At 64.5% G+C, this 22,629-nt stretch carries 31 protein-coding genes; 12 read left to right on the top strand and 19 right to left on the bottom strand.

The window, feature by feature from the left end:
• Positions 1–392 precede the first annotated feature (392 nt).
• Genes BDD21_RS26845 through BDD21_RS27640 form a run of 3 tightly spaced genes read left to right on the top strand, consistent with a single transcriptional unit; the run spans position 393 to position 4,499 of the window.
• Positions 393–1,493: an anti-phage 6A-MBL system MBL-fold protein gene (locus BDD21_RS26845; RefSeq protein WP_120800259.1), complete on the top strand. Its 1,101-nt coding sequence runs from the start codon at positions 393–395 to the stop codon at positions 1,491–1,493.
• Positions 1,486–3,735, top strand: coding sequence for an anti-phage 6A-MBL system cap2_3 protein (locus tag BDD21_RS26840; RefSeq protein ID WP_170164972.1), 2,250 nt, complete (start codon positions 1,486–1,488; stop codon positions 3,733–3,735). The genes BDD21_RS26845 and BDD21_RS26840 overlap by 8 nt, the downstream gene beginning before the upstream one ends.
• Before the next feature lie 2 nt (positions 3,736–3,737).
• On the top strand, positions 3,738–4,499 hold the full coding sequence (locus BDD21_RS27640) for a hypothetical protein (RefSeq protein ID WP_147431252.1): 762 nt from the start codon (positions 3,738–3,740) through the stop codon (positions 4,497–4,499).
• A gap of 469 nt (positions 4,500–4,968) precedes the next feature.
• On the opposite strand, the gene BDD21_RS26835 is transcribed toward BDD21_RS27640, so the two are convergent.
• The 5 genes from BDD21_RS26835 to BDD21_RS29100 all read right to left on the bottom strand — a co-directional run bounded on the left by BDD21_RS26835 (position 4,969) and on the right by BDD21_RS29100 (position 8,079).
• A complete protein-coding gene (locus BDD21_RS26835) occupies positions 4,969–5,745 on the bottom strand; it encodes an SDR family oxidoreductase (protein WP_120800257.1) in 777 nt (258 codons plus the stop codon).
• A 166-nt stretch (positions 5,746–5,911) separates the two neighbouring features.
• Complete coding sequence (locus BDD21_RS28155) at positions 5,912–6,124, bottom strand: hypothetical protein (protein WP_170164971.1); 213 nt, start codon at positions 6,122–6,124, stop codon at positions 5,912–5,914.
• 22 nt (positions 6,125–6,146) lie between these two features.
• A complete protein-coding gene (locus BDD21_RS26825; protein WP_120800256.1) occupies positions 6,147–7,217 on the bottom strand; it encodes an endonuclease in 1,071 nt (356 codons plus the stop codon).
• 88 nt (positions 7,218–7,305) lie between these two features.
• Positions 7,306–7,935 (bottom strand): nuclease-related domain-containing protein, encoded by a 630-nt coding sequence (locus BDD21_RS26820; protein WP_281269204.1) that lies wholly within the window; start codon positions 7,933–7,935, stop codon positions 7,306–7,308.
• A 15-nt stretch (positions 7,936–7,950) separates the two neighbouring features.
• Positions 7,951–8,079 (bottom strand): hypothetical protein, encoded by a 129-nt coding sequence (locus BDD21_RS29100; RefSeq protein ID WP_281269201.1) that lies wholly within the window; start codon positions 8,077–8,079, stop codon positions 7,951–7,953.
• 212 nt (positions 8,080–8,291) lie between these two features.
• Between BDD21_RS29100 and BDD21_RS28150 the strand changes: the two genes are divergently transcribed.
• Together BDD21_RS28150 and BDD21_RS26815 are read left to right on the top strand one after the other, a co-directional pair.
• A complete protein-coding gene (locus tag BDD21_RS28150; RefSeq protein ID WP_170164970.1) occupies positions 8,292–8,444 on the top strand; it encodes a hypothetical protein in 153 nt (50 codons plus the stop codon).
• Positions 8,445–8,529: 85 nt separating this feature from the next.
• Positions 8,530–9,222 carry an SOS response-associated peptidase gene (locus BDD21_RS26815; protein WP_120800255.1) on the top strand — a complete coding sequence of 231 codons (693 nt, stop codon included), beginning with the start codon at positions 8,530–8,532 and terminating at the stop codon, positions 9,220–9,222.
• 24 nt (positions 9,223–9,246) lie between these two features.
• Here the strand turns inward: BDD21_RS26815 and lexA are convergent, their stop codons facing one another.
• Positions 9,247–9,720: a transcriptional repressor LexA gene (gene lexA / locus BDD21_RS26810; RefSeq protein ID WP_120800254.1), complete on the bottom strand. Its 474-nt coding sequence runs from the start codon at positions 9,718–9,720 to the stop codon at positions 9,247–9,249.
• 159 nt (positions 9,721–9,879) lie between these two features.
• Positions 9,880–10,323: a hypothetical protein gene (locus BDD21_RS26805; protein ID WP_120800253.1), complete on the bottom strand. Its 444-nt coding sequence runs from the start codon at positions 10,321–10,323 to the stop codon at positions 9,880–9,882.
• An 81-nt stretch (positions 10,324–10,404) separates the two neighbouring features.
• Between BDD21_RS26805 and BDD21_RS26800 the strand changes: the two genes are divergently transcribed.
• The gene (locus BDD21_RS26800) at positions 10,405–10,866 is read left to right on the top strand and encodes a MarR family winged helix-turn-helix transcriptional regulator (protein WP_120800252.1); all 462 of its coding nucleotides are present in this window, start codon (positions 10,405–10,407) and stop codon (positions 10,864–10,866) included.
• Positions 10,867–10,954: 88 nt separating this feature from the next.
• Here the strand turns inward: BDD21_RS26800 and BDD21_RS26795 are convergent, their stop codons facing one another.
• The 12 genes from BDD21_RS26795 to BDD21_RS26740 all read right to left on the bottom strand — a co-directional run bounded on the left by BDD21_RS26795 (position 10,955) and on the right by BDD21_RS26740 (position 19,164).
• Positions 10,955–11,455 carry a nucleoside 2-deoxyribosyltransferase gene (locus BDD21_RS26795; RefSeq protein ID WP_120800338.1) on the bottom strand — a complete coding sequence of 167 codons (501 nt, stop codon included), beginning with the start codon at positions 11,453–11,455 and terminating at the stop codon, positions 10,955–10,957.
• 49 nt (positions 11,456–11,504) lie between these two features.
• Positions 11,505–12,770 (bottom strand): Y-family DNA polymerase, encoded by a 1,266-nt coding sequence (locus tag BDD21_RS26790; protein WP_120800251.1) that lies wholly within the window; start codon positions 12,768–12,770, stop codon positions 11,505–11,507.
• Positions 12,771–12,780: 10 nt separating this feature from the next.
• Positions 12,781–13,386 (bottom strand): HD domain-containing protein, encoded by a 606-nt coding sequence (locus BDD21_RS26785; protein ID WP_120800250.1) that lies wholly within the window; start codon positions 13,384–13,386, stop codon positions 12,781–12,783.
• 70 nt (positions 13,387–13,456) lie between these two features.
• Positions 13,457–13,882, bottom strand: a complete 426-nt coding sequence (locus BDD21_RS26780) for a LexA family protein (protein ID WP_245970038.1) — start codon at positions 13,880–13,882, stop codon at positions 13,457–13,459.
• 146 nt (positions 13,883–14,028) lie between these two features.
• Positions 14,029–14,682: a hypothetical protein gene (locus BDD21_RS26775; protein WP_120800249.1), complete on the bottom strand. Its 654-nt coding sequence runs from the start codon at positions 14,680–14,682 to the stop codon at positions 14,029–14,031.
• Positions 14,663–15,355: a DNA-processing protein DprA gene (locus BDD21_RS26770; protein WP_120800248.1), complete on the bottom strand. Its 693-nt coding sequence runs from the start codon at positions 15,353–15,355 to the stop codon at positions 14,663–14,665. The genes BDD21_RS26775 and BDD21_RS26770 overlap by 20 nt, the downstream gene beginning before the upstream one ends.
• 261 nt (positions 15,356–15,616) lie before the next feature.
• Complete coding sequence (locus BDD21_RS26765) at positions 15,617–15,994, bottom strand: PH domain-containing protein (RefSeq protein ID WP_120800247.1); 378 nt, start codon at positions 15,992–15,994, stop codon at positions 15,617–15,619.
• Between the two features lie 97 nt (positions 15,995–16,091).
• Entirely contained in the window at positions 16,092–16,745 is a 654-nt protein-coding gene (locus BDD21_RS26760) for a tellurite resistance TerB family protein (protein ID WP_120800246.1), read from the bottom strand.
• A 31-nt stretch (positions 16,746–16,776) separates the two neighbouring features.
• Positions 16,777–17,058, bottom strand: coding sequence for a hypothetical protein (locus BDD21_RS26755; RefSeq protein ID WP_147431251.1), 282 nt, complete (start codon positions 17,056–17,058; stop codon positions 16,777–16,779).
• Between the two features lie 301 nt (positions 17,059–17,359).
• Positions 17,360–18,334: an Acg family FMN-binding oxidoreductase gene (locus tag BDD21_RS26750; protein WP_120800244.1), complete on the bottom strand. Its 975-nt coding sequence runs from the start codon at positions 18,332–18,334 to the stop codon at positions 17,360–17,362.
• A gap of 91 nt (positions 18,335–18,425) precedes the next feature.
• Entirely contained in the window at positions 18,426–18,962 is a 537-nt protein-coding gene (locus tag BDD21_RS26745) for a nucleoside deaminase (protein ID WP_245970037.1), read from the bottom strand.
• Positions 18,952–19,164: a hypothetical protein gene (locus tag BDD21_RS26740; protein WP_147431250.1), complete on the bottom strand. Its 213-nt coding sequence runs from the start codon at positions 19,162–19,164 to the stop codon at positions 18,952–18,954. Before BDD21_RS26740 ends, BDD21_RS26745 begins: the two co-directional genes overlap by 11 nt.
• 186 nt (positions 19,165–19,350) lie before the next feature.
• Between BDD21_RS26740 and BDD21_RS26735 the strand changes: the two genes are divergently transcribed.
• The 6 genes from BDD21_RS26735 (at position 19,351) to BDD21_RS26710 (ending at position 22,629) form a co-directional block, all read left to right on the top strand.
• On the top strand, positions 19,351–20,100 hold the full coding sequence (locus tag BDD21_RS26735) for a DNA-binding protein (protein WP_120800242.1): 750 nt from the start codon (positions 19,351–19,353) through the stop codon (positions 20,098–20,100).
• 2 nt (positions 20,101–20,102) lie between these two features.
• Entirely contained in the window at positions 20,103–20,654 is a 552-nt protein-coding gene (locus BDD21_RS26730; protein WP_120800241.1) for a 3'-5' exonuclease family protein, read from the top strand.
• Positions 20,655–20,822: 168 nt separating this feature from the next.
• Complete coding sequence (locus BDD21_RS26725) at positions 20,823–21,377, top strand: 3'-5' exonuclease (RefSeq protein ID WP_120800240.1); 555 nt, start codon at positions 20,823–20,825, stop codon at positions 21,375–21,377.
• A gap of 4 nt (positions 21,378–21,381) precedes the next feature.
• Complete coding sequence (locus tag BDD21_RS26720; RefSeq protein ID WP_245970036.1) at positions 21,382–21,909, top strand: chlororespiratory reduction 6 domain-containing protein; 528 nt, start codon at positions 21,382–21,384, stop codon at positions 21,907–21,909.
• A 97-nt stretch (positions 21,910–22,006) separates the two neighbouring features.
• Positions 22,007–22,237, top strand: a complete 231-nt coding sequence (locus BDD21_RS26715; protein WP_120800238.1) for a ribbon-helix-helix domain-containing protein — start codon at positions 22,007–22,009, stop codon at positions 22,235–22,237.
• Entirely contained in the window at positions 22,234–22,629 is a 396-nt protein-coding gene (locus tag BDD21_RS26710; protein WP_120800335.1) for a type II toxin-antitoxin system VapC family toxin, read from the top strand. Before BDD21_RS26715 ends, BDD21_RS26710 begins: the two co-directional genes overlap by 4 nt.

Genomic DNA, 22,629 nt, shown 5'->3' with positions numbered 1-22,629 from the left:
GAACCACGAGTCGCACCCAAGGGACGGAGTTGCGCATCCACAACAAAGACACGGATCGGTAGCAGCGACAGCCACGGAAACGATCCGCATCCCCCAAAGGGCTAACGACAAGGTTGGCGCTGATGGCTTACCCGAGAGAGCGGACAAATTGATTGAAGCGTTTACGGACACGCTGCCGATTCCACCAGGCCGCACCCGGATGCACGCATCACGAGCCTGTCCGGACAATGGGGCTGCCCAGGTCGTTGGCGTTCATCTGCGCCGAAAAAACACAATACGGTGCCCCTTGATCGTCGATGAAATGGACAAATTGTGTTCTCCCGCTTTATTTCTTCGCTTAGAGGCAAAACCAGATGGTTTCGGTAACCTATTTCCCTGTCGACAACGGAGACATGACGCTGCTCGAGCTGGACAGCGGCAGGAAGATTCTCATCGACATCAACATCAGGGAAGCAGCAGATGATCCCGAAGATGAAACGCCAGACGCCGCGAGAATGCTGCGTGAACGGCTGAACAAGGACCCGAAGACCGGCAACTACTACGTAGACGCCTTCCTCCTTAGCCATCCGGACCAGGACCACTGCCGAGGCTTGGAGCGACACTTCCACCTCGGTCCACCGGAAGAGCATGCCGGGGACGACAAGATCATCATCCGTGAGATGTGGTCCTCCCCGATGGTGTTTCGCCGGGCTTCACGGCGCCACACCCTTTGCGCCGATGCGAAAGCTTGGAACAGCGAGGCCAAACGAAGGGTTCAGTATTTCCGCGACGACAAGCCCGTCAACAGCGGGAACAGAATCTTGATCCTCGGCGCTGACGAGAACGGGAAGACCGACGACTTGACACCTATTCTCATCACGCTAGACCAAGAGTTCCGCAGCGTTGACGGCGTTAGGGACAGCAGCTTCTCGGCTCGACTGCTGGCACCAATGTCCAAATCTGACGACGAAGCCGAGGAGGAGTTGCTCACCAAGAATAACTCCAGCGTTGTCCTTCGATTCAAACTCTCGGCAGAAGGAAATGCAGATGCCTGCCGCTACCTAACAGGCGGCGATGCTGAAGTAGCGATTTGGGAGCGGCTCTGGACCCGGCACAAGAATCGCCCCGATTGGCTTGACTACGATCTGTTGCTCACCCCTCACCATTGTTCTTGGCACTCCCTCTCCTACGACAGCTGGAGTGATCTCGGCGACGACGCGGAAGTGTCCCCCGACGCTCGAAATGCGCTTTCGCAGGCACGCGGTGGCGCGTACCTCGTGTCAAGTTCAAAGGAGATCTTGGACGACAACAACGATCCGCCCTGCATTCGCGCAAAGCGCGAGTACGAGGCCATCGCAAAAGAGGCCAGTGGACTGTTCAAGCGAGTCACAGGACCCAAGCCTTCAAAGTACATAATCTCCAGCGATGGTCCGCGATTCGAAACGCAGTTGTCATCGAGGGTCGCAGTCACGGGAGGCGGCGCAGTTGGAGGACAGGCTTTGCCACATGGATGAGCAAATTCCAGGGGTTGTCGCGCGCGCCGTAGAAACACTGCGCGCGCACGAGGCTGTAGAGCGCGTCACCGTGCATATTGCGGGCTCCGAAGTCCTTGTGAATGCCGACTTTCGAGTCAGCATGGCCTCTCGATGGTTGGAGAAAGGATGCTCTCCTACAGGCGTGCTGTCGTTAGAGCCCGTCCGACTATCTTTCGGGCGTGATTTTCCCGTGCGGGCGCCCCGAATTTCCCTTCGAGCAGACTTCAACCGTGCGCATCCACACATCAACCCCGGTTCACCAACGGAGCCGCCAGTCCCGTGTCTTGTCGACGGATCGTTGTCCGAGTACATGCATGTCGCCGGATTTGTCGGCATCGTCAACCAGATTTCCGTGTGGTTAGACAACGCCGCAAGCGGAACACTGATCGACCCCGCACAAGGATGGGAACCCATCCGGCGCGATGAGGTTCCACACGCGATTGCGGCCAATGCAGATTGCTTTCGAAGTTGGGTCGATGGTCGAGAACGATTTTGCTTCGTTCGTTGCGAGTACGTCCTCGTGCCGTCGAAAGGCGGCAACAGCATTTATGCGACCTTGCACTCACAGCCGACCTCAGCGGGCGTGGCGGAATTCTCAAAATACTTCGCCCACCGCATGGTTAATGCGGGATATATCAGGGGTCAGACGCTAGCCCTGATCGTGCTTCCAGGGAAACGTCCCGACGGTGGACTGGTCAAGGCCGACAAGTACCATCCGGAGACCGCTTCTGTGCTCGCCGACCTCCCAGCAAGAGCGTCGGATTACGGTAGTGCCAAAGCCCTGAAGGACGGTCTGGATCTTCTCCGATCCCGCATGCGGGTAAATGCAAGACTGAAATACCAAATCGTACTTCCGGTGATTCTTTTAGCGGTGCGGCCGATCAACATTATCAGAACCGCTAGCCCGATCGAGCTGATACCCTACGTTGCTCAGGGCACTGTGCAAGACTTTATTTCCGATTCCGATTCGCTACCCCTCTCCGCCGCGAGCCATGTCCAATCTCTCTCGCCGCAACTCTTAAGGCGTTTGTCGGGCGTATCGGAGTCGTTTAGCCCGGCACCTTGGATCCTGCTAGGAGCCGGCAGTCTTGGATCACATATCGGCATCGCAATGGCACGGATGGGCGACGGGCCGAGCACAGTCATCGACAAGGACTATTTGTCTCCTCACAACGCCGCACGACACGCGCTCATTCCCGGGGATGTTGATGTTCCCGTTATGAATCCGAAGGCCATGGCCATGCAAGGCGCCTTGGCATGCTTGGCCCAGAAACCAAAGGCGCTCATTGAGGATGCAATCGAACTCTTCGCTGATACCCGCTCACTCCGTTCCGCGTTACCGAAGGGCGCTTGGGGCCTTGTGAATACAACCGCGTCTCTCGCTGCACGCGAAGCGATTCTTGCCGCGCCTGGTAACTTTGACCTTCCAGTGCTGGAGGCAGGGTTATACGGTCGCGGTGCCGCGGGTACGCTGGCCGTGGAATCTGCCGATGGTAATCCAAACATCGGAGACATCGAGGGCGACCTCTACGAGCTAGCTCGGTTGAATGAGACCCTCAAGATCGCCGTGTTCCCTGACCGCCCAGCCCACGAGGGCGTTGACATTGGCCAAGGCTGCAACTCGGTCACTATGACCATGACCGATGCGCAAGTATCTCAATTTGCCTCGACAATGGTGCAGGTAATCGCTGACCTGAGGCAGACCGGTCTCCCTCGTGCTGGAGGTCGACTTTGGATTGGGCTACGGGAAGGGATCCAGGTCAGTTGGCAAGAACATGTCATCGATCCCTGTAAGGTGGTTGAAGCCGAAGGGAGCCCATGGAGTATTCGCATTGCTGCCACTGTGGCACAAGCGATCAGTGACCAGGCCACCGATCATCCGAATGTTGAAACCGGTGGAATACTCATGGGAAGAATTTCTGAAGCAGCTCGTTGTTTCTTCGTGACCGGAACGATCCCAGCGCCAGCAGACAGTGTTCAGAGTCCCGGACAATTCGTCCTAGGTACCGCGGGCGTGACGCAGGCCATCCAGAACTACACTGAGAGTGCAGGTGGCAGCTTGTATTGCCTCGGCACTTGGCACAGTCACCTTACTCCTTCCGGCCCATCCATGATCGACCGTCAAACCGCTGCCATTCTGGGATGGGCTCGTATTGCTCCTTCGGTGATGCTCATCCGAAGCCCCAGTGCGTTTCGTGCGATCGTTACGGAGAGACATTAGTCATGTCCAAGAACAGCATATTCGATGAGTATGGCCGCAAGGCTCAGCTTTACCCTGCGCTACTTATCCTGGTAACGCCCTTGGTGACGGCGGTCGTGTTGTTTCCGGAGCTGATGTCCGTCAAGGGGTCTTTGACCACATTGCTCGTTGGCTGCGGACTATTTTATCTTCTGGCAAATATTGCGCGGGAAGCAGGCAAGCGCAGTCAGAAACGGCTTTTCCCCAAGGGGATGCCAACACCACAATGGCTGGGGCATAGAGATCCAACATTAGAGGCGCCGACTAAGCGTCGATACAAGGCATTCCTAGCAAAGAAAATCCCTGGCCTTCGGTTCCCCTCCACAACAGAAGAGGCGGAAGATCCAGAGGCTGCGGACCAACTATATCAATCGGCGGTGCGCTGGCTAGTAGACAATACACGAAACAACCAACGGGTTCGCCAAGAGCTCACTGCCTATGGGTTCCGTCGGAACCTTTACGGTCTGAGGACTTGGGGCCTTATAGCGGCGATTGCATCCGCAACGATTGCAGTTTGGATACTGTCGCATCGCCACGGATTAGTCATCACTGCCGTACCAGTGGGAGCGCAGATTATTGCGATCTTGGCGGGTATAGTGTTTCCAGCGTTGTGGATATTTGCTGTTACCCCCTCTTGGGTGAGGTCGGCGGCGGATTGCTATGCCATGGCGTTATTCGGATCTTGTGATCTTCCTGAAGACGGTCGTAGATCTGAGCCAGCACCGGCATGCGTTACGCCAGAGTAGCGATCGTCCCCAACTCAGGTTCTCTCACGATAACTGCATCTGTTTTGAACTCTTTCGCGAATTCGTGGGTGCCTTTCGTGTAGTCATCTTCCACCTCAGCTGCGGGAATCGTCCTTTACCAGGGTGTCCATGGAATAAGATCAACTTATAATCTTGTTCAGAAACGGAAAGCAACGTGCTTAACATCTGCTGCGCACGGAAACGGCACTGGCCGCTTTGGGTCGAACTTGTCGCTTGACAGCGCGTCAGGGACTTTCCGCAAACAGGATCGAAGAGTCACCGCCTTTAGGACGCTGGGTGACCGGTCAGGGCCGGTTGCTGCCGTTAGGGTCGCCTGAACCGACCCAAGACTAGCTGGACCGCAAGCAGCCGCAAGAGCGGTGGACGAATCCAGTAGGGTCAGCGCGGATTACTCTGAAGAATTCCCGTGGAATAAACTGACCGACACCCCCAACGCACCGCCCCTGGCTCACTCCGCATAGATCATGGTCCGGGTCATACCGCCATCGACGACTAGGTTCTGGCCGGTGATGAACCCGGCACTCGGGCCGGCGAGGAAGCGGACCGCCGCCACGATATCGGCAGGCTCGCCGACGCGCCCGGCCGCATGCTGGGCCTGGTCGATCGGGCGGTGGTCCGAGGCGCGCCGGTGAGCCGATTTCTGGAGGGGACCCGTCTCGATCCAGCCGGGGCTGACCGCATTGACGCGGATCAGCGGCCCGAGACTGACCGCCGCGGCATGGGTGAAGGCCAGTAGCCCGCCCTTGGCCGCGGCATACGCTTCACACTGGGGCTCCGATTGCAGGGCACGGGTCGAGGCGATGTTGACGATGGCGCCCCGGCGCGCGCGCAGCCCCGGAATGGCCGCGCGGGTGCTGAGGAAGGCCCCGGTCAGGTGACCGTCCAGCCAGCGCCGCCACCCCGCGAGCGACAACGCTTCGAGCGGGCCGCTCACGGGGTCCGCGAGACCGGCGTTGTTCACCAGCAGGTTCAGCCCGGCGGGCTCACCCGCTTGGTCCTGCCAAGCCTCGAGCGCGGCGAAGGCAGCGGCGACCGCCGTCTCCTCACCCACGTCGGACGCCAGCCCGAGCAGGGAGGGACTCCCCAGATCGGCGGTCAGCTCGTCAAGGGCCTCGGCATCGCGGTCGAGCACCACCACCCGCCACCCTTCGGCCAGGAACGACTGCGCCAGGGCGCGTCCGATGCCTTGTGCACCGCCGGTGATGAGGGCGAGGGAAGCAGTCATAATCGAACGAACTCCTCGATGAGCTCCGCCGCGCGCCGATCCAGCAGGCGGCCGGGCAACGGTGGTGCGCTCAGCCGGCGGCACTCCGAAAGAAGCAATCGATCGGTTGATGCTCCCATCTGCGTCCGGCCTCTGGCCCCGACCATGATCGAGATCGCTTACATCGTCAAGGAACGCCGGGCGTGCCGCCGGCGGTCTGCTGGATCTCATCCGCCGGGGCTTCTTCCCGAGCGATGCACGCGTCCTGTTCTGGCACACCGGCGGACAGCCGGCGTTGTTTGCCGAGCCGTACCGCAATGCGCTGAGCGAGACGCCCACCGGGCATGCCTCGGGGATGGGTTGAGAGCACGCCCGCAATCGTCGGTGTCAGAGTGCTCAAACCATCCGATTCAACAAGCCCGTCACAACCTCCGATAGTTCTCGACATAGCGGTTTCCCTTGCCCTGCAACTGCCGGATCCGCCGGTTTCGCTCGATCTCCCAGGCATCGGGCGGATCGGCGTTGTTCCAGACCGCATAGAGCTTCTCGTCCTGCCGACTCAGGCGAAAGCCATAGGTATCGCGCATGTAGAACATCGTCCGGGCAATCTCGCCCCGCACCGCGTCGGGGGGTTGAACCCTGCGTAGGATCGGATCGAAGCGGATCGCGCAGTCGCCCAGACGCTGCCCGGAGCGCAGCTCGCCCCAATTGAAGTTCGAGCGTGCCGCGTTGATCGCGCCGACCGCCGGGACGAGGTTGTGCAGATCGTTGTGGGCCGTGACGAACGTCGGGTCGACGCGCTCGCAGCATGCGCGTCCCGACAGGGTGTTCCCGCCGTCGCTCCGGCACTTGGCAAAAGCGGCAGGCTCCCGCCAACACCGTCGGAAGTTGCCGAACTGTGATGCTGGGAAGACATGCTCGGCCTCGACCCGTTGCGCACGGATGCTGCCGTCCAAGGCGCCGAGCCCGCATCCATCGAGATCGGTTCGACGATCGCGATCGTATCGGCAGCCGCAGTAGAAGGTGACCCGATGGCCGCTGTAGACGGTGTCGTAGAGCGCCGTTCTCACCGCACTGAAGTTCAGCGCAATTCCCGTCTGATCGGTGTTCGATGCACCGGGCAGCTCGAACGGCCAGAGATCCCGAGGCAACCACCCCGGCATATGTTCGGCCACGACGCGCCCAAGCCCCTCGATGTCGACCCCGTCCAGATCGGACAGCCAGGAGCCAACGCCGGCGGTCGTATCACGCACGACATCCAACAGCAGCGTTCGGATATCCCGCGTGATCGCGATCGCGCGCTGCGCATGACCAGGCCACGTCTGTACCAGCGACTCCGGCAGGAGCGAGACCGAGCCGATGAGGGCCAGCCCGATACCGAGGTTGCGCAATCCGGTCAGACTGCCATGAAGGACCGGAACGAGACGGGTGAGACCCGAGAGCCGTGGAGATTGGCGCGGTGAAGGGCGTTTCGGAGACGGGCGGCGGGGCATCGGGGGCGGATCTTCGTTACAACACGGCGGCCGGGCACTCTAGCAGAGCGAGCCGATTGCAGGCAGACCAACCAGACCGCAGCCCCTTTCACCCGAGCGGCTGCATCACTCGGCACCTCGGATAGGTCGAACATCCCCAGAACTGATCCCCGGCCCTCGGCCCCTTCTTCACGGTGCGCAGGACAAGCGCGCTGCCGCACTTCGGACAGCGACGCTCCGCCAGCGGATCGGCTCGCGTCTCGAGGCTGCGCACATGTGCCCGATGGGTGGCCAAGCCCGGCTTCAACCGGCCGCCTGCGATGCGGCGCAGGATGGCCTCGACCGCCGCCTCGGAGAACACCGGATCGCGGAAAGACTTGATGTGGCCGATGAAGCGGGCGCCTTGGGTCACGTTCTCCGGCATCGGTGTCTTGAAGGTACTGTCCCCGACGAAGCTTATGACCGAGTGGATGGTCTCCGGCGGCACGTCGAGCAGGGCCTGCAGGGCTTTCACATGCTTGTAGTTCTGGAGCAAGGGATTCTGAAACCGGCTCGTGTGTCGGTAAATCTTCTGCGTCCACTGCGCCTGACGCTCGCCGCCGAAGATCCAGCCCTTCATATTCTTGGTCTCGATCACGAAGATCCCGTAGCGCGAGACGACGACATGATCGATCTGAGTGGTGCCGTCGGGGGTCGGCAGGGTGAGATCGTGGACGGCTCGATAGGTCGCGCGATCCAGGCGAAGCCCGAGTGCCTACCGCACGAGATGCTCGCCCACGATGCCTTTCACCCGCGGCGACTTGAGCAGGGCGCCGAGGAGCGCCAGCGGGATCAGCCACCAGAGGGCGTTCACGAGTGGCGCGAGGACGAGCGTCGGATCCATGACCGGTGGGTTTCCTGGTGGGGGCTTGCGGTTTCAACAGCGCGAAAAGTGTAAGCCATTCCCGGCCGTCATGCGAGCTTGGGGACAAACTCGGCAGGAGGGGCAGTCGCGAGATGCCGACGACTCCAACCTCGACGAACCGTTGAGGTTGGTAAACTGACCGTACGCGAGGTGCATCGACTGCACCTCGGCCGTCCAACACGGAGAAGCCGATGGATCCGCTTTCCGCCGCCTTTGCGGCCTGCTCGCTCGCGCGCGTCGCGGTGCTCGGGGAAAACACCGCCGAGCAACGGCGACGCAAGGCCGACGCCTGTGGTCGTTACGAGATGCTGAAAGGACAGCCGTCGATCGCGGATCACGAGTGACCCGGCATGCGGCCTCCGCGAGGATCGATGCGTCGTCCCGTCGGCATGCAGGCAACCAAAGACCGACCCGGAGGGAGAGACATCCGTGTGCGGACGCTACGCCCAATTCACCCCGCCCGAAGCCATCGCAGAACTCTTCGGCGCGACCCTCGACATCGCCGACGTCGGCCCGCGCTACAACGCCGCCCCGATGCAATGGTTGCCGGTCATCCGCCAACGCCCGAGCGGGGAGCGGGTCGTGCAGGCGCTGCGCTGGGGTCTGCTCCCGAGCTGGGCGAAAGACGAAACGATCGCCAACCGCCTGATCAACGCTCGTGCCGAGACCCTGGCCGAGAAGCCGTCATTCCGCACGGCCTACCGCAAGCGTCGCTGTATCGTCCCGGCCGACGGCTTCTACGAATGGGCCAAGCGCCCGGACGGCAAGCAGCCCTATTACATCCACGCCTCGGACGGCAGCCTCCTGGCGTTCGCCGGGCTTTGGGAGCGCTGGACCCGACCCGAGGACGGGGAGAGCATCGACAGCTTCACCATCGTCACCACCGCAGCCAACGGACGGGTTCAGCCGCTGCATGACCGCATGCCGTTGATTCTCGACCCCGAGGCCGTGGCCCGCTGGCTGGATCCGGCGAGCGATCCGGGCGCGCTCGGAGACCTGCTCGGCCCCTGTCCGGACGTGCGGCTCGCGCTTCACCCGGTCACGCGGGCGGTCGGCAACGTGCGCAACGCTGGGCCGGAGCTGATCGCGGCGATCGTCGACGAGGCCGCGCGCACGCCCTGAGGAGGAACGCCGCAACGACCACACTCACCCCGCCCGCACCACCCCCGACACCACCCCGAGGATCTCCACCTCGCCCTCCTCGAACACCAAGGGGTCCATGGCGTCGTTCGCCGGTTGCAGCCGGATCCCCTCGGGCTCCCGGTAGAAGCGCTTGAGGGTGACCTGATAGCCGTCGATCCGGGCCACCACCGTCTCGCCGTTCTCGGCGGTCGGGCGTTGCTCCACGACCACCAGATCGCCGGTGTCGATGCCGTCGTCGGTCATGGAGTCGCCGCGCACGTACAGGGCAAAGCTGCGATCCGCGGCATGACGCTTCACGAGACGGGCCGGGACCGTCAGCGTCTCGCGCTCCTCGACCGCGACCACCGGCTGACCCGCACTCACCAGGCCGAGCAGCGGCAGCTCGACGGTGAGTTCCTCGCGCGGGTCGAGCGGCTCCAAGTCGGGGTGCCAGGTGGGACGCACATGTCTACGAATCGGTTGCAACACATCGTCCATGTCGATCTCCTGGAGGTGATGGACTATTCGGCGAGTTTAGTCTCGGATCGCGCGTGTTGCGCGCCGAATACGCACGGGATCTGGCAATCCGCGGTCGGATGCATCGCCACTTCAAGGACCGGGGCATGCAGCCGGCCACGGGAGTCATGCACTTTTGGTCTACGGCCGATTCCGTGGGATCGAGCCCAGACGTCGCCCGTCGCGCAGATTCAAGCCAAGCAGCACGAGATTCACGGCCCCGGCAAGCAGCTCCAGCGCCTGCACGCCAAAAAAGACGCCGTCGAGCTCGCCCGCTTGGGCCTTGAAGGACAAGAAGAGCGCGCTCGGGACCAGAACCAGCAGTCCGTTCGCGGCGATGAAGGCCATTCGTCGACGCTTGCGCTCGACCAACGCGCCGGAGCGCTCGCGGGCCAGCACTACGCCGGACCCGCCGGTCGCCGCGAGGGCCGGAATCAGGATCAGAAAGCCCCAAGGGATGGCGGTCTTGACCGCGATGACGGTCGCCGTCTCGCCAAACGTCTCGGACAGGACCGTGGCCATCCAGAACGCCGGAATGGTCAACAGCGCGAGGGTCCCGGCCAAGGGGTGAATGCGGTTCAGCATCGTCAGCCTCTGATCGCTCGCTACAAAGATAGCATGCTATCTATCATTGCATAGCTTGCTATGCAAGTGGTAACAAGCGGGATGCGCTTCAGCAAAGACGACTCCGCCGGTTATCTCGTCAACCATCTGGCAAGGCTGTTCGCTCGCGATCTTCAAGTGCGGATCAAGCCGCTGGGGCTGAGCACGGGGACCTTTCCGGCGCTGCTGGTGCTGTGGGAGAGCGACGGGCTGACCCAACGCGAGCTGATCGCGCGCCTGGACGTCGAACAGCCGACCATGACCAATACCCTGGCTCGCATGGAGCGCGACGGGCTGATCCGGCGCGCCAAGGATCCCGCCGACGGACGGGCGCAGCGCATCTGGCTGACGGAGACGGCACGCGCACTCGAAGGGCCGGCAACGGCAGCGGCGGAGGCGGTGAATGCCCGGGCATTGGAACGGCTCACGCCCGAGGAACGCGCGGCCTTTCTCGGACTCGTCCGCAAGGTCATCGCCGGCCTGCACGCGGAGACGGCCGCGCATGGACAGGACGGCCTGATCTGATTCACGGCTCCGTCGGCATCCCCGAGGTCCCCGGGCTTACGCTCGGCTTGCGGGTCGCCTGCTCCGCCGACGCCATCGCGAGGACCGGTTATGCTCGCGTAGGAGATCGAGAGACGCGACCGAGCCGCACGATCTCCCCGAGCGCCGGAAAAACCCTTTCAACAAGCCCCGCTTGCGTGTTCACGATGACGTCGCACGCCATCTCGACCATCGCATTGACGATCGCATGCTCGGATTCACCCGCGCGCCGAAAATCAGTGCGGATCCCGACGATCGTCGCCTCCGCCGCCTTGGTCGCGAAGAAATACCCGATCTCCCACGCGGTCCCGTCGTCGACCTGGGTGCCGTCGAGTAGGGCGATCAGAACATGGGCACGGTCGAGCCCGGCCTTGCAGCGCCGGAAGATCTCCGCGCGTGACCCGACCCCCAAGGCGGTGATCTCCTCGGCCGTAATCAACTCATAGGGCCAAAGGATTTCGATGGGCTCGCCCCGGCGTGACGCCTGCTCGAGCAGGAGACCTTTGGTCTTGCGGTGCCAGTCGCGTTCGGCTTCGGTGAAGAGCGGTCCTGCCAGGTAAATGACGCGCATGATCATCCCTCGACTTCCGGTGTATTCGTCCTCGCACGCCGCGTCGGGATCACCCCGCGCGAACCGACGCCAACCCCGCCCAGCGTGTCGTCGAGACCCCGGAGCCGCGCTCCGAGCGACGCCGCCAGCCGGACCCCGACAGCTGACCCGCGAATCGCAAGGTCTCGCGCCCGTACTTGCGATTGACCGCATCCAGCACCGCCATGCGCCGCCGCGCACGGTCGTCCTCTCCGACCTCGGCGAACAGGTCCGCCGGCGCCTGCTCCGCCGGGACCACATCCGGCAACAGCACCCCGGCCTTGCGGTAGGCGTCGCCCGCGCGAAACAACCGATCGACCCCGCGCGTCGCGGCCCGCACCAGCGCCGTGCTGTCCTGCGTCGGCACCGGGAAACCCAGGGTCACGGCGTTCGCGTAGAACGCCCGGCCGGTATCGAAGGGGTTGGTCTGCACGAACACCGTCAGCGCCGGAGCGGCGAGCCCATGTGCGCGCAGCTTCTCGCCGGCCCGGCTCGCGAAGGCCGTGACCGCCGCCCGCAGCTCGGCCGGCGTGATCACCGCGGCACCGAAGCTGCGCGAGACCATGACCTGACGCCGCGGCGGCGCCACCTCCTCCAGCGCCAGACAGGCTTGCCCGCGCAGCTCCCGGGCGATGCGCTCGACCACCACCCCGAAGGAGGCGCGCAATCGCTGCGGATGCGCCTCGCGCAACGCCAGAGCATCCGCGATGCCGAGCGCGCGTAGACGTGCCCCCATGCGTGCCGCGATGCCCCAGAGGTCTTCCACCGGAACCGCCCCCAGCACGGCGTCCCGATCCGGCAGCTCAGACCAATCGAGCACCGGACCGGCCGGCCCATAGCCCTTCTTGGCCAGCCGATTGGCGAGCTTGGCGAGCGTCTTGGTCGGGGCGATCCCGACCGCCACCGGGATGCCGGTCCAGCGCCGCACGGTGCGGGTGATCTCCAAGCCGAGGGCGGTGGGATCCCGGACCCCGGCCAGATCCAGAAAACACTCGTCGATCGAGTAGACCTCGATACGCGGGGAGAACCCCGCCAGCACCTGCATCACCCGCCGCGACAGATCCCCGTAGAGGGCGTAGTTCGAGGAGAAGACCGCGGCGTCGGCCCGGCGCAAGACCTCGGCGTACCTGAAGTAGGGCGCCCCCATCGGGATGCCGAGCGCCTTCGCCTCGTTGCTGCGCGCCACGACACAGCCGTCGTTGTTGGAGAGCACCACCACCGGACGGCCCTCCAGGCTCGGCCGGAAGAGCCGCTCGCAGGAGGCGTAGAAGTTGTTGCAGTCGACCAGGGCGAACATGCCGAGAGCCTCACGGGCCCTCCTCGTCGGCGAGGGTCTCCACCGCCGCCCACTCGCGCCGCAGCGCCTGTTCGAGCGCCGCCGGCAGACGCCCTGCAAAGGTCTCGACCAAGGCCCCGTAGTACCAGAGCGTGCCCGCGCGCCCGGCGCTGAAGCGCGACCAGACCACCGCGCCACACTCCAGCCGATCCAGGTGGATCGCCTGCAGGTTGGCGAGCTTGTCGCAGGCCGACACCAGCAGCCCCGGCCCCATGGCCCGCGCCAGATGCGCCAGATAGGCCTCCTTGCGCACCCGCCAGGGGGCCTTGTGCCCCGACGCATCCGGCACCCCGTCGGTGCAGAAGCGCACCAGCGCCAGCACCTCGGGACCGAACCCCGCCGCGATCGGCTCCGCCCAGTGCGCGCCGCCGTCCTCCAGCACATCGTGCAGCAGCGCGGCGATGATCTGCTCGGCGTCCCCGCCGTGACGCTGCACCAGCGTCGCGACCGCCACCGGATGGGTGATGTAGGGCAGCGCCAGCCCCGAGGCGTTGGCCGTGCCCTTGCGCGACTGCCCCCGGTGAGCCTGCGCGGCGAGGCAGAGCGCGGCTTCGAAACGAGACTCGAAGGATGTCATGGGTGATTCCTCGGCAAAGACACCAGACTAGCACTGCCCCGCGACAGTGACTGTCGCACCCGCGCGCGGCTCAGAACGAATGCACCACGTGGGCGACCACGCCCCAGACCACCAGCCCCATCTCGCCCTGAATCTCCAGCGGCGCATAGTCCGGATGCTCGGGCACCAGCCAGACCCGTTCACCCTCGATCTTCAGGCGCTTCAAGGTCAGCTCACCGTCGACAGCGGCCACCACGATCGACCCGGACTTGGCCTCGCGCGCGCGATCCACCACCAGCAGATCGCCGTCGCGGATCCCCGCACCGGTCATGGAATCCCCCTGCACCCGCAGGAAGAAGGTCGCCGCCGGATGCCGGATCAACTGCTCGTTCAGATCGATGGTGCCTTCCAGATCGTCGTCGGCCGGGGAGGGGAAACCGGCCGGGATACGCGCGCCGAAGAGCGGAAGCGGGCAGGGGAGCGGAGCGAGGGTGCAGGCGTGCATGATCATCGGCATGCCGAACGCACCGGATCAAACCGCGCTGAGCTTACGGCACGGACGACAACATCGGATCGAGGCATGACGGATGACCGGAGCTGTATAAACGTCCAGTCATGATAGCGCATGCGGGGGTGGTCGGACCAAGCCGAGACGGACGGGCTTTAGGGGTCGCGATGCAGGTGACCTGCACGATAGGTGATTCGACCCGCGACCGGGTCCAAGATCGACTCAATGTCACCCTGGCTGATGGTGCGCAAAAGCGCGAAGCAATGGATCGGGGTGCCCGGAAAAGTCGCGGTCAGGTGGGGCAGGACACCGACAAAGGACGACCCGCGGGTCACGATGTCGTCAACGAGCACCAGGGCAGTCGGGGAATCAAGCGGCCTGACCGACTCGACTCGGATCGTGCGGTAATGATCGGGAGGGTCGGGTCGTCGATCCGAAGCCGCAAATGCCGCTTTGCCGATTGCCTCGGCCCGGCTCAAGCACGGCAAGATCTCATCACCGATTCCGCAGGCTCGCAGCGCCTCGCAGATCACCCGTGCGGGCCATAACGAGCCTTCCTTGATCAGTGAACTTCGGGGCATCGGCACCAGGGTCACATCCGGCCCCAGAAGCCGGGAGAGACAACCGTCGGCTTCGAGGTTCTCCTTGGCGCGCACTGCGGCATGCGCGATCACCGCCACGCTACCGAGGACGCCATTGGTCTTGATCGCCGTACGCACATCCCGAGAGCGCCGGGACAGGGGACTCTGACCGCGAACCGCGTATTGAAGTAGTGCGCCGAACGCGACCTCAGAAGGGAACTGCGACATCGAGTGGGTCGGGAACGCGCGGCGGCAGGGCTTCGAGGAAATCGTCCAGCGTATCGTTGCTCAGGATCCGCGCGCCATAGTCCAGCATCGATGCCGGCCACTTCAAGGTCGGGTCGCTGGCCACCGCATGGGTGATGTAGAGCAGCCGCCCCAGGCGTAGCGCTTCCCAGCCTTGGGAGAGCGACCCGCTCGTTTCGCCGGCTTCGATGATCACGGTCGCGTCCGAGATCAGCGCCATCGTGCGGTTACGGTGAGGGAAATGGAACCGCTGGGTCTTGGTCCCCGGCGGGAACTGAGAAACCAGCAGGTGATCCGCCGCAATGCGCGCTTGGAGCAGCTCGTTCTGTCGCGGGTAGGCACGTTCCAGCGGGGTACCGATCACGGCGATGGTCCGCCCGCCCGCCTCGATCGCCGCGGTATGCGCAGCGGTGTCGATCCCAAGCGCCAGACCACTGACCACCACGGCACCCTCGCGCACGAGCCGACCGGCGAGCTTGCGCGCACGCGCCAGCCCCGCCGGCGAGGCCTGCCGCGCCCCGACGATGGCCACGCGCGCACCCGTCTGCAGGATCCCGAGATCGCCCGCGACATAGAGATGCTCGGGCGCATGCTCGCGCTCGACCGCATTTAGCGGGCCCAGAAGCTGGTCAGGTGTGTAGGTCGCAGGGTTCATACCCAGGGAGCATAGCGCACCCGAGCCCCGGGCGGTCAATCGGACGGACCGGCCGCAGGATTAGACGCTCGGTCCGGATCACCTCACCGAGCATATCGTTCTCCGCTCAAGGTCGAGCCGATAACTCCCGATCGTTTGCCTTCCCGGAGCCAACGAGCGCTGCGGGACGTCGGGGTATCGATCTCACCGGCAGGCCACGGATGTGAAATGCCGCTCACGCGGGATCCGCGGGCGACCCGTCGTGCACCCGACACCCGACGCTCAGCGCCCCACATACTCCGCCAACAACGCCTGCACCTCGTAGATGTCGACCGCCTTGCTGAAGGTCTTCTGGATCGGTGTGGACATCCCCGAGGTCCAGAGCTTGAGCTCGGCCTCCAGATCGAAATGCCCCGCCGACTCCACTGCGAAGCGCACCACGCTCTTGTAGGGGATCGAGAGATATTCGACCTTCTTGCCGGTCATCCCCTGCTTGTCGATCAGGATCAGCCGGCGGTTGGTGAAGAGGACGGCATCGCGTACCAACCGGTAGGCGTGCTCGATCTGCTCGCCGTTGCCGAGGATCTTCGCGTAATCGCTGTTCGCCTTCTCGGCATCGACCTTCGAGGCGTTGCCGAGCAGTCCGTTCATCAAGCCCATCGTGTTCTCCCTGTCTCACACGGACCGAACACCGCCCGGTCCCTCGGGTCATTGTCCATTCGGGATGCGACAGGTCCTGACCTGTCGCATCCGTCGCTTACCCCGCGCGACTGGCGGCCACCGTAGCCTCGATCTGTCCCGCCAGCGCGCCGTCGAGCCCAAGCGCTGAGGCGAGAGCATCCAGATAGATGCGCTCCGGGGGCGAGGGCGGGTCGACCATCAGAATTGATGCGGTATAGACCTCGGCTGCCTGCTCGGGCGTGCGCACCGTCGCTGCCAGCCCGGCAATGTCCAGCGGGCGACCGTACTCCTCGAACAGGAACGCCTTGTCCTCGGCCGGCAGGGCGAGGCCATTGATCCGGCCGAGGATGGACTGGGTCTCCTGGACATCGATCTGACCATCGGCCTTGGCCGCCGCGATCATGGCGCGTGCCAGCAGCATACCGAGCGCCGTGTCGGCTTGCGGATCGCCTGGCGCCGGCAGGAAGGCACTCCCGCTCGGAGGCGGCTCGATCGCCGTCGGTGCGCCCGGCTGCTGGCCTTGTTGATAGCTTTGCCACGCCTTGTACGCCAACCCGCCGACCAGGGCCACCCCGCCCAGCTTCACTGCAGAGCCGGCGAGCTTGCGGGCCTTCTTGCCCGACTTCCCGCTCAGCAGTCCGGCCAGCGTCCCCCCGGCGAGACCGCCGGCCAGGCCACCCGCCACGCCGCTGCCCACCAACTCATCGAGCAAACGCTTCGCGTCGATCATGCCGGGGTCCTCGCCTTTCGTTCCGATTCGTTCATGGGCACTTGCCCGCCGGCTCGCTCTCGATCTCCTCCACGCGCTCGCCTTCCGTGTCCACGGAGGCGCACGCGCCGACGTCGAGCGGACCGTCGTCGGTGTCGATCTCGGTCGCGACGGTCGCTGTAAAGGTCCTTCCGCCGATGACCCATTCACCGACATCGCCGTCCAACGGTCGACTCTCGACGATGCCGTAGAAGTCGTCGTCGGCCACGGCGCCGAGCGAAAAGGCGAGGGCGGAGAAGGCCAGAGTCATGGCCGGGATGCGTGAGTTCTTCATCGGGGTGTCTCCTCGGTTCTGTGGGGTTCGGAGGTCAAGATAGTCGATGCGTTCTGACGAAAGGCTGACGATCAAGCTCACCTTTTCACGGCCCACTTTGTCGGCAAGCACTTCGATACCGCGCCAAACGATCCTTTTCAACAAGCCCATCTGGGTTGAGTCCGGACCGGAATCCAGACCATTCGGCCGATCACTGTCCATTCGGCACGCGTCGGATCCCGCCCCTGCAGCGGCCACACGCTGCCCCCGGTGCATGCGCCGATGGACCCAAACGGCATCCGCCGGTCAACGGCCTGCCACGTCACGCCGTCACGACCACATGATTCGCGGGACGTCTGAAGGAACGCGGCATCAATGGCCCGCGACCAAAACGCACCAGGAGATCCGGCCGCCCCCGGTCGAGCCCGATCGCGGCGGCCAACTCCGACCGCAGGGCGGGCACCTCGAGCGGCTGGTTCAGATGGGCCGTGCGCACCCCGAGCACCGTCGCCTGCAAGGCAAAGCGCTCAAAAGCACGGCCGGCCTCGATCCAATGCGCCGGCGCATCCACATCCGACACGAACACCGCAAGCCCCGCGGAACTGCGCACCTGGCGCACCGTCTTCGCATTCTCGGCCTCGGCCGAGACCAGACGCTCGAACAGCAGGCCCCCGAGCCACGCCGGGAGGCTCGGGTTGCCGGCGCAAGCCGCGAACAGCCCGTCCCCCGTCGCCTTCGCCTGCCGGGCATTGAACCGGACCCAGTGCTTCAGCTCGCGGACGAAGGCCGGATCGTTCAGTTGGGCGCGGTTGCCCTCGACCACCAGCTCCAGCAGGCGCTCCATCGGCGCCCGGTCGGTGAGCAGCACCACCCGCACGCCCGCGCCGCTCCCGGCCACCTCCAAAGCGCCCAGCTCCTTGCTCGACAGCGGGCGGCCATCGTAGACGCAGCGGGTCGACTGGCGGGTCGCGATGGCCTCGAACAGCGCGGAACGCTCCACAGGTCCCGCCTTCAACGCCACCGCCACCGATCCGCCCGCGTCGGCCCGGAACCTCGCCTCGCCCCGCAATCCCGATGCCGGCGCTGCCTGCAGCAGATTCTCGGCTGCACAGCCCAAGCTGACGAAGAGATGGTGATCATCCGGATCCACGACCGGACAGCGGCGCTCACGCTCGGGCAAGATCTCGATGCAATCCGGACCCAACCGGAACAGCCAGCATTGGGTGTTGTGACTGGAGGGCGCCAGGATGGCGTGACTCACCAGCTCAAGCTGTCGCGCATCGGGGTAGTCAGTCATGGTCGATCCTCGAATCGAGCCGAAAGGTGCCAATTTCGGGCGCCGTCGTCATCGTGAGGGATCGCCCGGCGCGTCGTGCAGAACGCCAACCTCAGTAACGCACCCGCCCCGGATCGGCGGCGAAGGCTTCGAGGATTTCGAGTGCCTCCGCCCGCAGCAGCGGAATCTCGGGGATCGCACGCTGCTCCGGCGGCCTTGCCAGCTGCTCATGGATGAAATGGTCATCGAAGCCGATGCCGGCCGCATCCTGGATGCTGAACCCGTAGAACACGCGCTCGATCCGCGCCCAGTAGATCGCACCGAGGCACATCGGACAGGGCTGGCCGCTGGTGTAGAGCACGCTCCCCTCCAGGCTGATGTTCCCGATCCGCCTGCACGCATCGCGGATCGCGACCATCTCGCCATGCGCGGTTGGATCCCGGGTGGCGATGACCCGATTCCAGCCCTCCCCGATGATGCGCCCGTCACGCACGATCACGGCACCGAAAGGCCCGCCGTCGCCTGCTGTCGAACCCCGACGGGCCAGCGCGATGGCGCGCCGCATGAAGCGCACGTGAACGGATGACCCCGCGGCATCCCCGCGGTTTCCAGCCGTAAGCTCGGACGGTCCACCCACATCAATCGCCATCGGCTTGCATCCGGTAATCCATGAGCATTGAGAGCGCCTCTTCCGAGTGCTCGTCCGACAGCCCACAGACCTGTCCCATGTCCACCGACCAGTCACGCCATTTATAGAGGTTCAGCGCCGGCGGAACCTGACGCGCGCAGGCCTCGCCGTGCCGGCCCTCGTGCAGCCATCGGCGCCCGACCGGGCCGAGATTAGGGTTCATCGCGTTGGCCTCCTGCAATTTCGACGGTCCCCGCATTCTCGCGCATCCGCACGCGGAGCGGTGGCCGTTCCCGGCCCATGACCTGCTAATATCTTAACTTTACATATTGTGTTAATTAAGTATTATTAAGTTAGTCACGGCGACACTCCACCGCCGGATCCGATCCACCACCGACGGAGTCACGTCATGGGACGTCCCGGTATCACCTCCGAGCAGGTCCACGAAGCCGCCGACGCGCTGGTCTCGGAAGGCATGTCACCCACCGTGGTGAGCATCCGCACGCGACTCGGCGGCGGTAGTCCAAACAACATCTCGAAATGGTTGAGCCAATGGCGCGAGGCACGGACCGAGCTGGATCGCTCGGCCTCACCGCCCATGCCGACGTCCGTCGAGACGGCGATGCGCGGGGTCTGGGTCGCCGCCTGGAAGGCCGCGCAGGAACAGTTGGATGGGGAGCGCGAGGCGATGGCGAGCGCCCGCAAGGAGATCGAGCGCGAGCGCGCCGAGATGCTCGCCGAGATCAACCGCCTAGACGGCGAGCTCGAGGCGGCCAAGACAGAGATCCAGCAGGTTCACGAAACGCTCGACGCCGAGCGGAGCGCGCACGAGGGCACGCGAGCCGAGGTGAAGGAGGCCCGCGCCGTCGCCAGCGAACGCAAGGCACGCATCGAGCAGCAGACGATCGAGCTGCAGGAAGCCCAGCGCCAAGCCGCGGAAGTGACGGCTCAGGCCGGCCGGGCGCAGGCGCTCGCGATCGAGCGCGACCGCGCCTTAGAGGCTTTGGAGGACGAGCGGACGGCGCGCACGGAGGGAGAGCGGAAACTCGCGGACCTGCGTGTGGAGGTCGCCACCCTCACCGAGCGCGCCGCCCGGACAGACGAGCTGCTGGCGCTCGTCGAGACGCTGCAACGCGGACAACCACAGGGGAGAAGCTGAGCATGCGCACCCGTTATCTGAACCTCCGGGCCAGCGGCCCGAATCCCGATCGCGACGAGATCCTGGAGATCGCGCTCCTCGACGACGCGGGCGCGATCCTGCTCGACAGCTTTGTGCATCCGCGCCTTCCGACGATCTGGCCCGACGTCTGGCGGGTCGCCCGGATTGCTCCCGAGGACGTGGCCAAAGCCCCGCTCATCGACGAACTACACCCAATCATCATCGAGGCCGTGTGGGATGCGCGGGTGGTGATCTACAACGCCGCCGACCACGCTCCCTTGTTGCACGAAGTACTCGCGCATGCCGCCGAGGTCCGGTGCGCCATGCAGGCCTACGCCTCGGCCGCGGACGAGTATGCGGTTCCGCAGGACACCGTGCAGTGCCCCCCGCTCGGCGTGGCCGCAGCACACGTCGGCCACGTCTGGACCGACCGGCCTCACCGCGCCCTCGCGGCCTGTCGGGCGACTCGTGCAGTCTGGCACTGGACCAACGCCCAAGCCGCCCCGAACCAGATCACGCCCGCAGCACCGCACGCGCATCGACCGGAAGGCTGACACCATGTCTACACGCTCCCCAAATATCCTCTCGCCCGCTAAGGTCCATACCCCCCATCATCGTCATCGCCCAGCGAGCAGCTGGCAATCGAAGCAAAGCTGCCGCTGTGCTGCGAACAGCCTGTTGGATGAGCTACGAAGCGATCGCGGTAACGCAAGGAGCTAAGCATGCGCACCGTCTATCTGGATCTCGAGACCACCGGCCTGAACCGGGCACACGACGAGATTATCGAGATCGGCTTGCTCGCCGACTCGGGTGCGGTCCTGCTAGACAGCCTGGTGCAGCCGGCGCGGCTGACCGCTTGGCCGGAGGCCGAACAGATCAACGGCATCGCCCCAGCCGCCGTCACCGACGCACCACGCCTAGCCGAGCTGCGCCCACGTCTTATCGAGGCGATCGCAGGAGCGCGCGTGGTGATCTACAACGCGTCCTTCGACAGCGGATTTCTGGGATCGGACCTGCTGAGCGGTGCGGGCGAGGTGGTCTGCGCCATGCTCGCCTTCGCCCGCGCCTTTGGCGTCTGGGACGACCGCCGCGACACCTGGCGCTGGCAGCGCCTCGCCAAGGCCGCCGCCCATGTCGGCTACGTCTGGCCCGGCAATGCCCACCGCGCCATCCATGACTGCATGGCAACCCGTGCCGTCTGGCACTGGACTATCGCCCAAGCCACCCCGACCCAGACCATGTCAACCGCACCACACGTGCAACAACCGGAGCGCTGACGCCGTGTCCACACGCTCACCGAAATACCCGCTGGCCCGCCTCTCGCCCGCCAAGGACGACATCCTGATCATCACCATCACCCGCGATTCGGTGATGACCTGCGACATCGCGCCCATGCAGGAGAAGTTGACCACCCTCTCGTCCACCCGCGAGGCCGCGGTCAAATGGGAGGGCACGGTGACCTTCGCCTTCGAGGGCTGGGACAACGATCCGCGCGAGACCGCCGAGATCCCCGAGATCCGTGCCTATTTCGCCGCGCTCACCGAGGCATGGCCCTACTGGCTGCACTTCGCGGAGAAGGTCGGCGACACCATCCCGCATGTGCTGCGTCTGCTTTGCCGAGGCCGGTTCGAGCGCCTGCGGCCGGACCTGATCGGCTGGCAGTTCGAGGGTTTCGACGACATCAAGCGCCTGCTCTCGCGCCTGTACTGCGACCAGAACACGTTGTACGACCGGCTCGCGTTACCGGAGGAGATCAACGAACGGATCGCGCAGGAAGTCGCGCAGTTGATCGAGAGTGTCTTCCAGTGACTCCGAATCCGGCGCAAATCATCGTGCCGGATAGGGTTTAGGCACGGTGTCGATCACGTATAATTGGACATATGATTGAAGAAGAGTCGACAGCACGATGGGCCAAGTGACGATCTATCTCGATGACGAGACCGAAACGCGGATGAAAGAGGCAGCCAAGGCCAGCGGCGTCGCTGTCAGCCGCTGGGTTGCGGAGCTGGTCCGGGAGAAGACCGCAACCGAATGGCCCGAGGCAGTCTGCCAACTGGCCGGGGCTTGGCCGGACTTTCCGGACGCGGAAACGTTGCGACGTGCCCAAGGCCAAGACGTCGCACGCGAACCGTTCTGATGTATCTGCTCGATACCAATACGCTGATCTACTTTTTCAAAGGCCAGGGACACGTCGCCGGACGCCTGTTGTCCGTCCCACCCACGGATCTGGGAATCTCCGCGATCGTGCTGCATGAGTTGGAGACCGGGATCGCCAAATCGACGCATCCCGACAAGCGCCGCCGGCAACTCGAGGCGCTGGTCAACACAGCCGTATTCTTCCCGTTCGCAAAAGCAGAAGCCCGCGCCGCCGCCTTGATCCGACGTGATCTGGAAGAGGCGGGCACACCGATCGGCACGCTGGATACCCTCATCGCCGCCACGGCCGTCGCCAACCGCGCGACCTTGGTCACGCACAACACGCGGGAGTTCTCGCGCATCCCGGATCTGGCGCTCGATGACTGGTTTTAG

The sequence above is a fragment of the Thiocapsa rosea genome, from assembly GCF_003634315.1.
GTDB lineage: Bacteria > Pseudomonadota > Gammaproteobacteria > Chromatiales > Chromatiaceae > Thiocapsa > Thiocapsa rosea.
The sequence above is the reverse complement of the archived record's forward strand: the minus strand, read 5'-3'. Positions and strand labels throughout refer to the sequence as shown.

Bases quoted from the DNA above. Each gene is read 5' to 3' on its own strand.
- BDD21_RS26845 (WP_120800259.1), top strand. From the start codon at position 393: ATGACGCTGCTCGAGCTGGACAGCGGCAGGAAGATTCTCATCGACATC.
- BDD21_RS26840 (WP_170164972.1), top strand. From the start codon at position 1,486: ATGGATGAGCAAATTCCAGGGGTTGTCGCGCGCGCCGTAGAAACACTG.
- BDD21_RS27640 (WP_147431252.1), top strand. From the start codon at position 3,738: ATGTCCAAGAACAGCATATTCGATGAGTATGGCCGCAAGGCTCAGCTT.
- BDD21_RS26835 (WP_120800257.1), bottom strand. From the start codon at position 5,745: ATGACTGCTTCCCTCGCCCTCATCACCGGCGGTGCACAAGGCATCGGA.
- BDD21_RS26825 (WP_120800256.1), bottom strand. From the start codon at position 7,217: ATGCCCCGCCGCCCGTCTCCGAAACGCCCTTCACCGCGCCAATCTCCA.
- BDD21_RS29100 (WP_281269201.1), bottom strand. From the start codon at position 8,079: ATGGATCCGACGCTCGTCCTCGCGCCACTCGTGAACGCCCTCTGGTGG.
- BDD21_RS28150 (WP_170164970.1), top strand. From the start codon at position 8,292: ATGGATCCGCTTTCCGCCGCCTTTGCGGCCTGCTCGCTCGCGCGCGTC.
- lexA (WP_120800254.1), bottom strand. From the start codon at position 9,720: ATGGACGATGTGTTGCAACCGATTCGTAGACATGTGCGTCCCACCTGG.
- BDD21_RS26805 (WP_120800253.1), bottom strand. From the start codon at position 10,323: ATGCTGAACCGCATTCACCCCTTGGCCGGGACCCTCGCGCTGTTGACC.
- BDD21_RS26800 (WP_120800252.1), top strand. From the start codon at position 10,405: ATGCGCTTCAGCAAAGACGACTCCGCCGGTTATCTCGTCAACCATCTG.
- BDD21_RS26795 (WP_120800338.1), bottom strand. From the start codon at position 11,455: ATGCGCGTCATTTACCTGGCAGGACCGCTCTTCACCGAAGCCGAACGC.
- BDD21_RS26790 (WP_120800251.1), bottom strand. From the start codon at position 12,770: ATGTTCGCCCTGGTCGACTGCAACAACTTCTACGCCTCCTGCGAGCGG.
- BDD21_RS26785 (WP_120800250.1), bottom strand. From the start codon at position 13,386: ATGACATCCTTCGAGTCTCGTTTCGAAGCCGCGCTCTGCCTCGCCGCG.
- BDD21_RS26780 (WP_245970038.1), bottom strand. From the start codon at position 13,882: ATGCCGATGATCATGCACGCCTGCACCCTCGCTCCGCTCCCCTGCCCG.
- BDD21_RS26775 (WP_120800249.1), bottom strand. From the start codon at position 14,682: ATGTCGCAGTTCCCTTCTGAGGTCGCGTTCGGCGCACTACTTCAATAC.
- BDD21_RS26770 (WP_120800248.1), bottom strand. From the start codon at position 15,355: ATGAACCCTGCGACCTACACACCTGACCAGCTTCTGGGCCCGCTAAAT.
- BDD21_RS26765 (WP_120800247.1), bottom strand. From the start codon at position 15,994: ATGGGCTTGATGAACGGACTGCTCGGCAACGCCTCGAAGGTCGATGCC.
- BDD21_RS26760 (WP_120800246.1), bottom strand. From the start codon at position 16,745: ATGATCGACGCGAAGCGTTTGCTCGATGAGTTGGTGGGCAGCGGCGTG.
- BDD21_RS26755 (WP_147431251.1), bottom strand. From the start codon at position 17,058: ATGAAGAACTCACGCATCCCGGCCATGACTCTGGCCTTCTCCGCCCTC.
- BDD21_RS26750 (WP_120800244.1), bottom strand. From the start codon at position 18,334: ATGACTGACTACCCCGATGCGCGACAGCTTGAGCTGGTGAGTCACGCC.
- BDD21_RS26745 (WP_245970037.1), bottom strand. From the start codon at position 18,962: ATGGCGATTGATGTGGGTGGACCGTCCGAGCTTACGGCTGGAAACCGC.
- BDD21_RS26740 (WP_147431250.1), bottom strand. From the start codon at position 19,164: ATGAACCCTAATCTCGGCCCGGTCGGGCGCCGATGGCTGCACGAGGGC.
- BDD21_RS26735 (WP_120800242.1), top strand. From the start codon at position 19,351: ATGGGACGTCCCGGTATCACCTCCGAGCAGGTCCACGAAGCCGCCGAC.
- BDD21_RS26730 (WP_120800241.1), top strand. From the start codon at position 20,103: ATGCGCACCCGTTATCTGAACCTCCGGGCCAGCGGCCCGAATCCCGAT.
- BDD21_RS26725 (WP_120800240.1), top strand. From the start codon at position 20,823: ATGCGCACCGTCTATCTGGATCTCGAGACCACCGGCCTGAACCGGGCA.
- BDD21_RS26715 (WP_120800238.1), top strand. From the start codon at position 22,007: ATGGGCCAAGTGACGATCTATCTCGATGACGAGACCGAAACGCGGATG.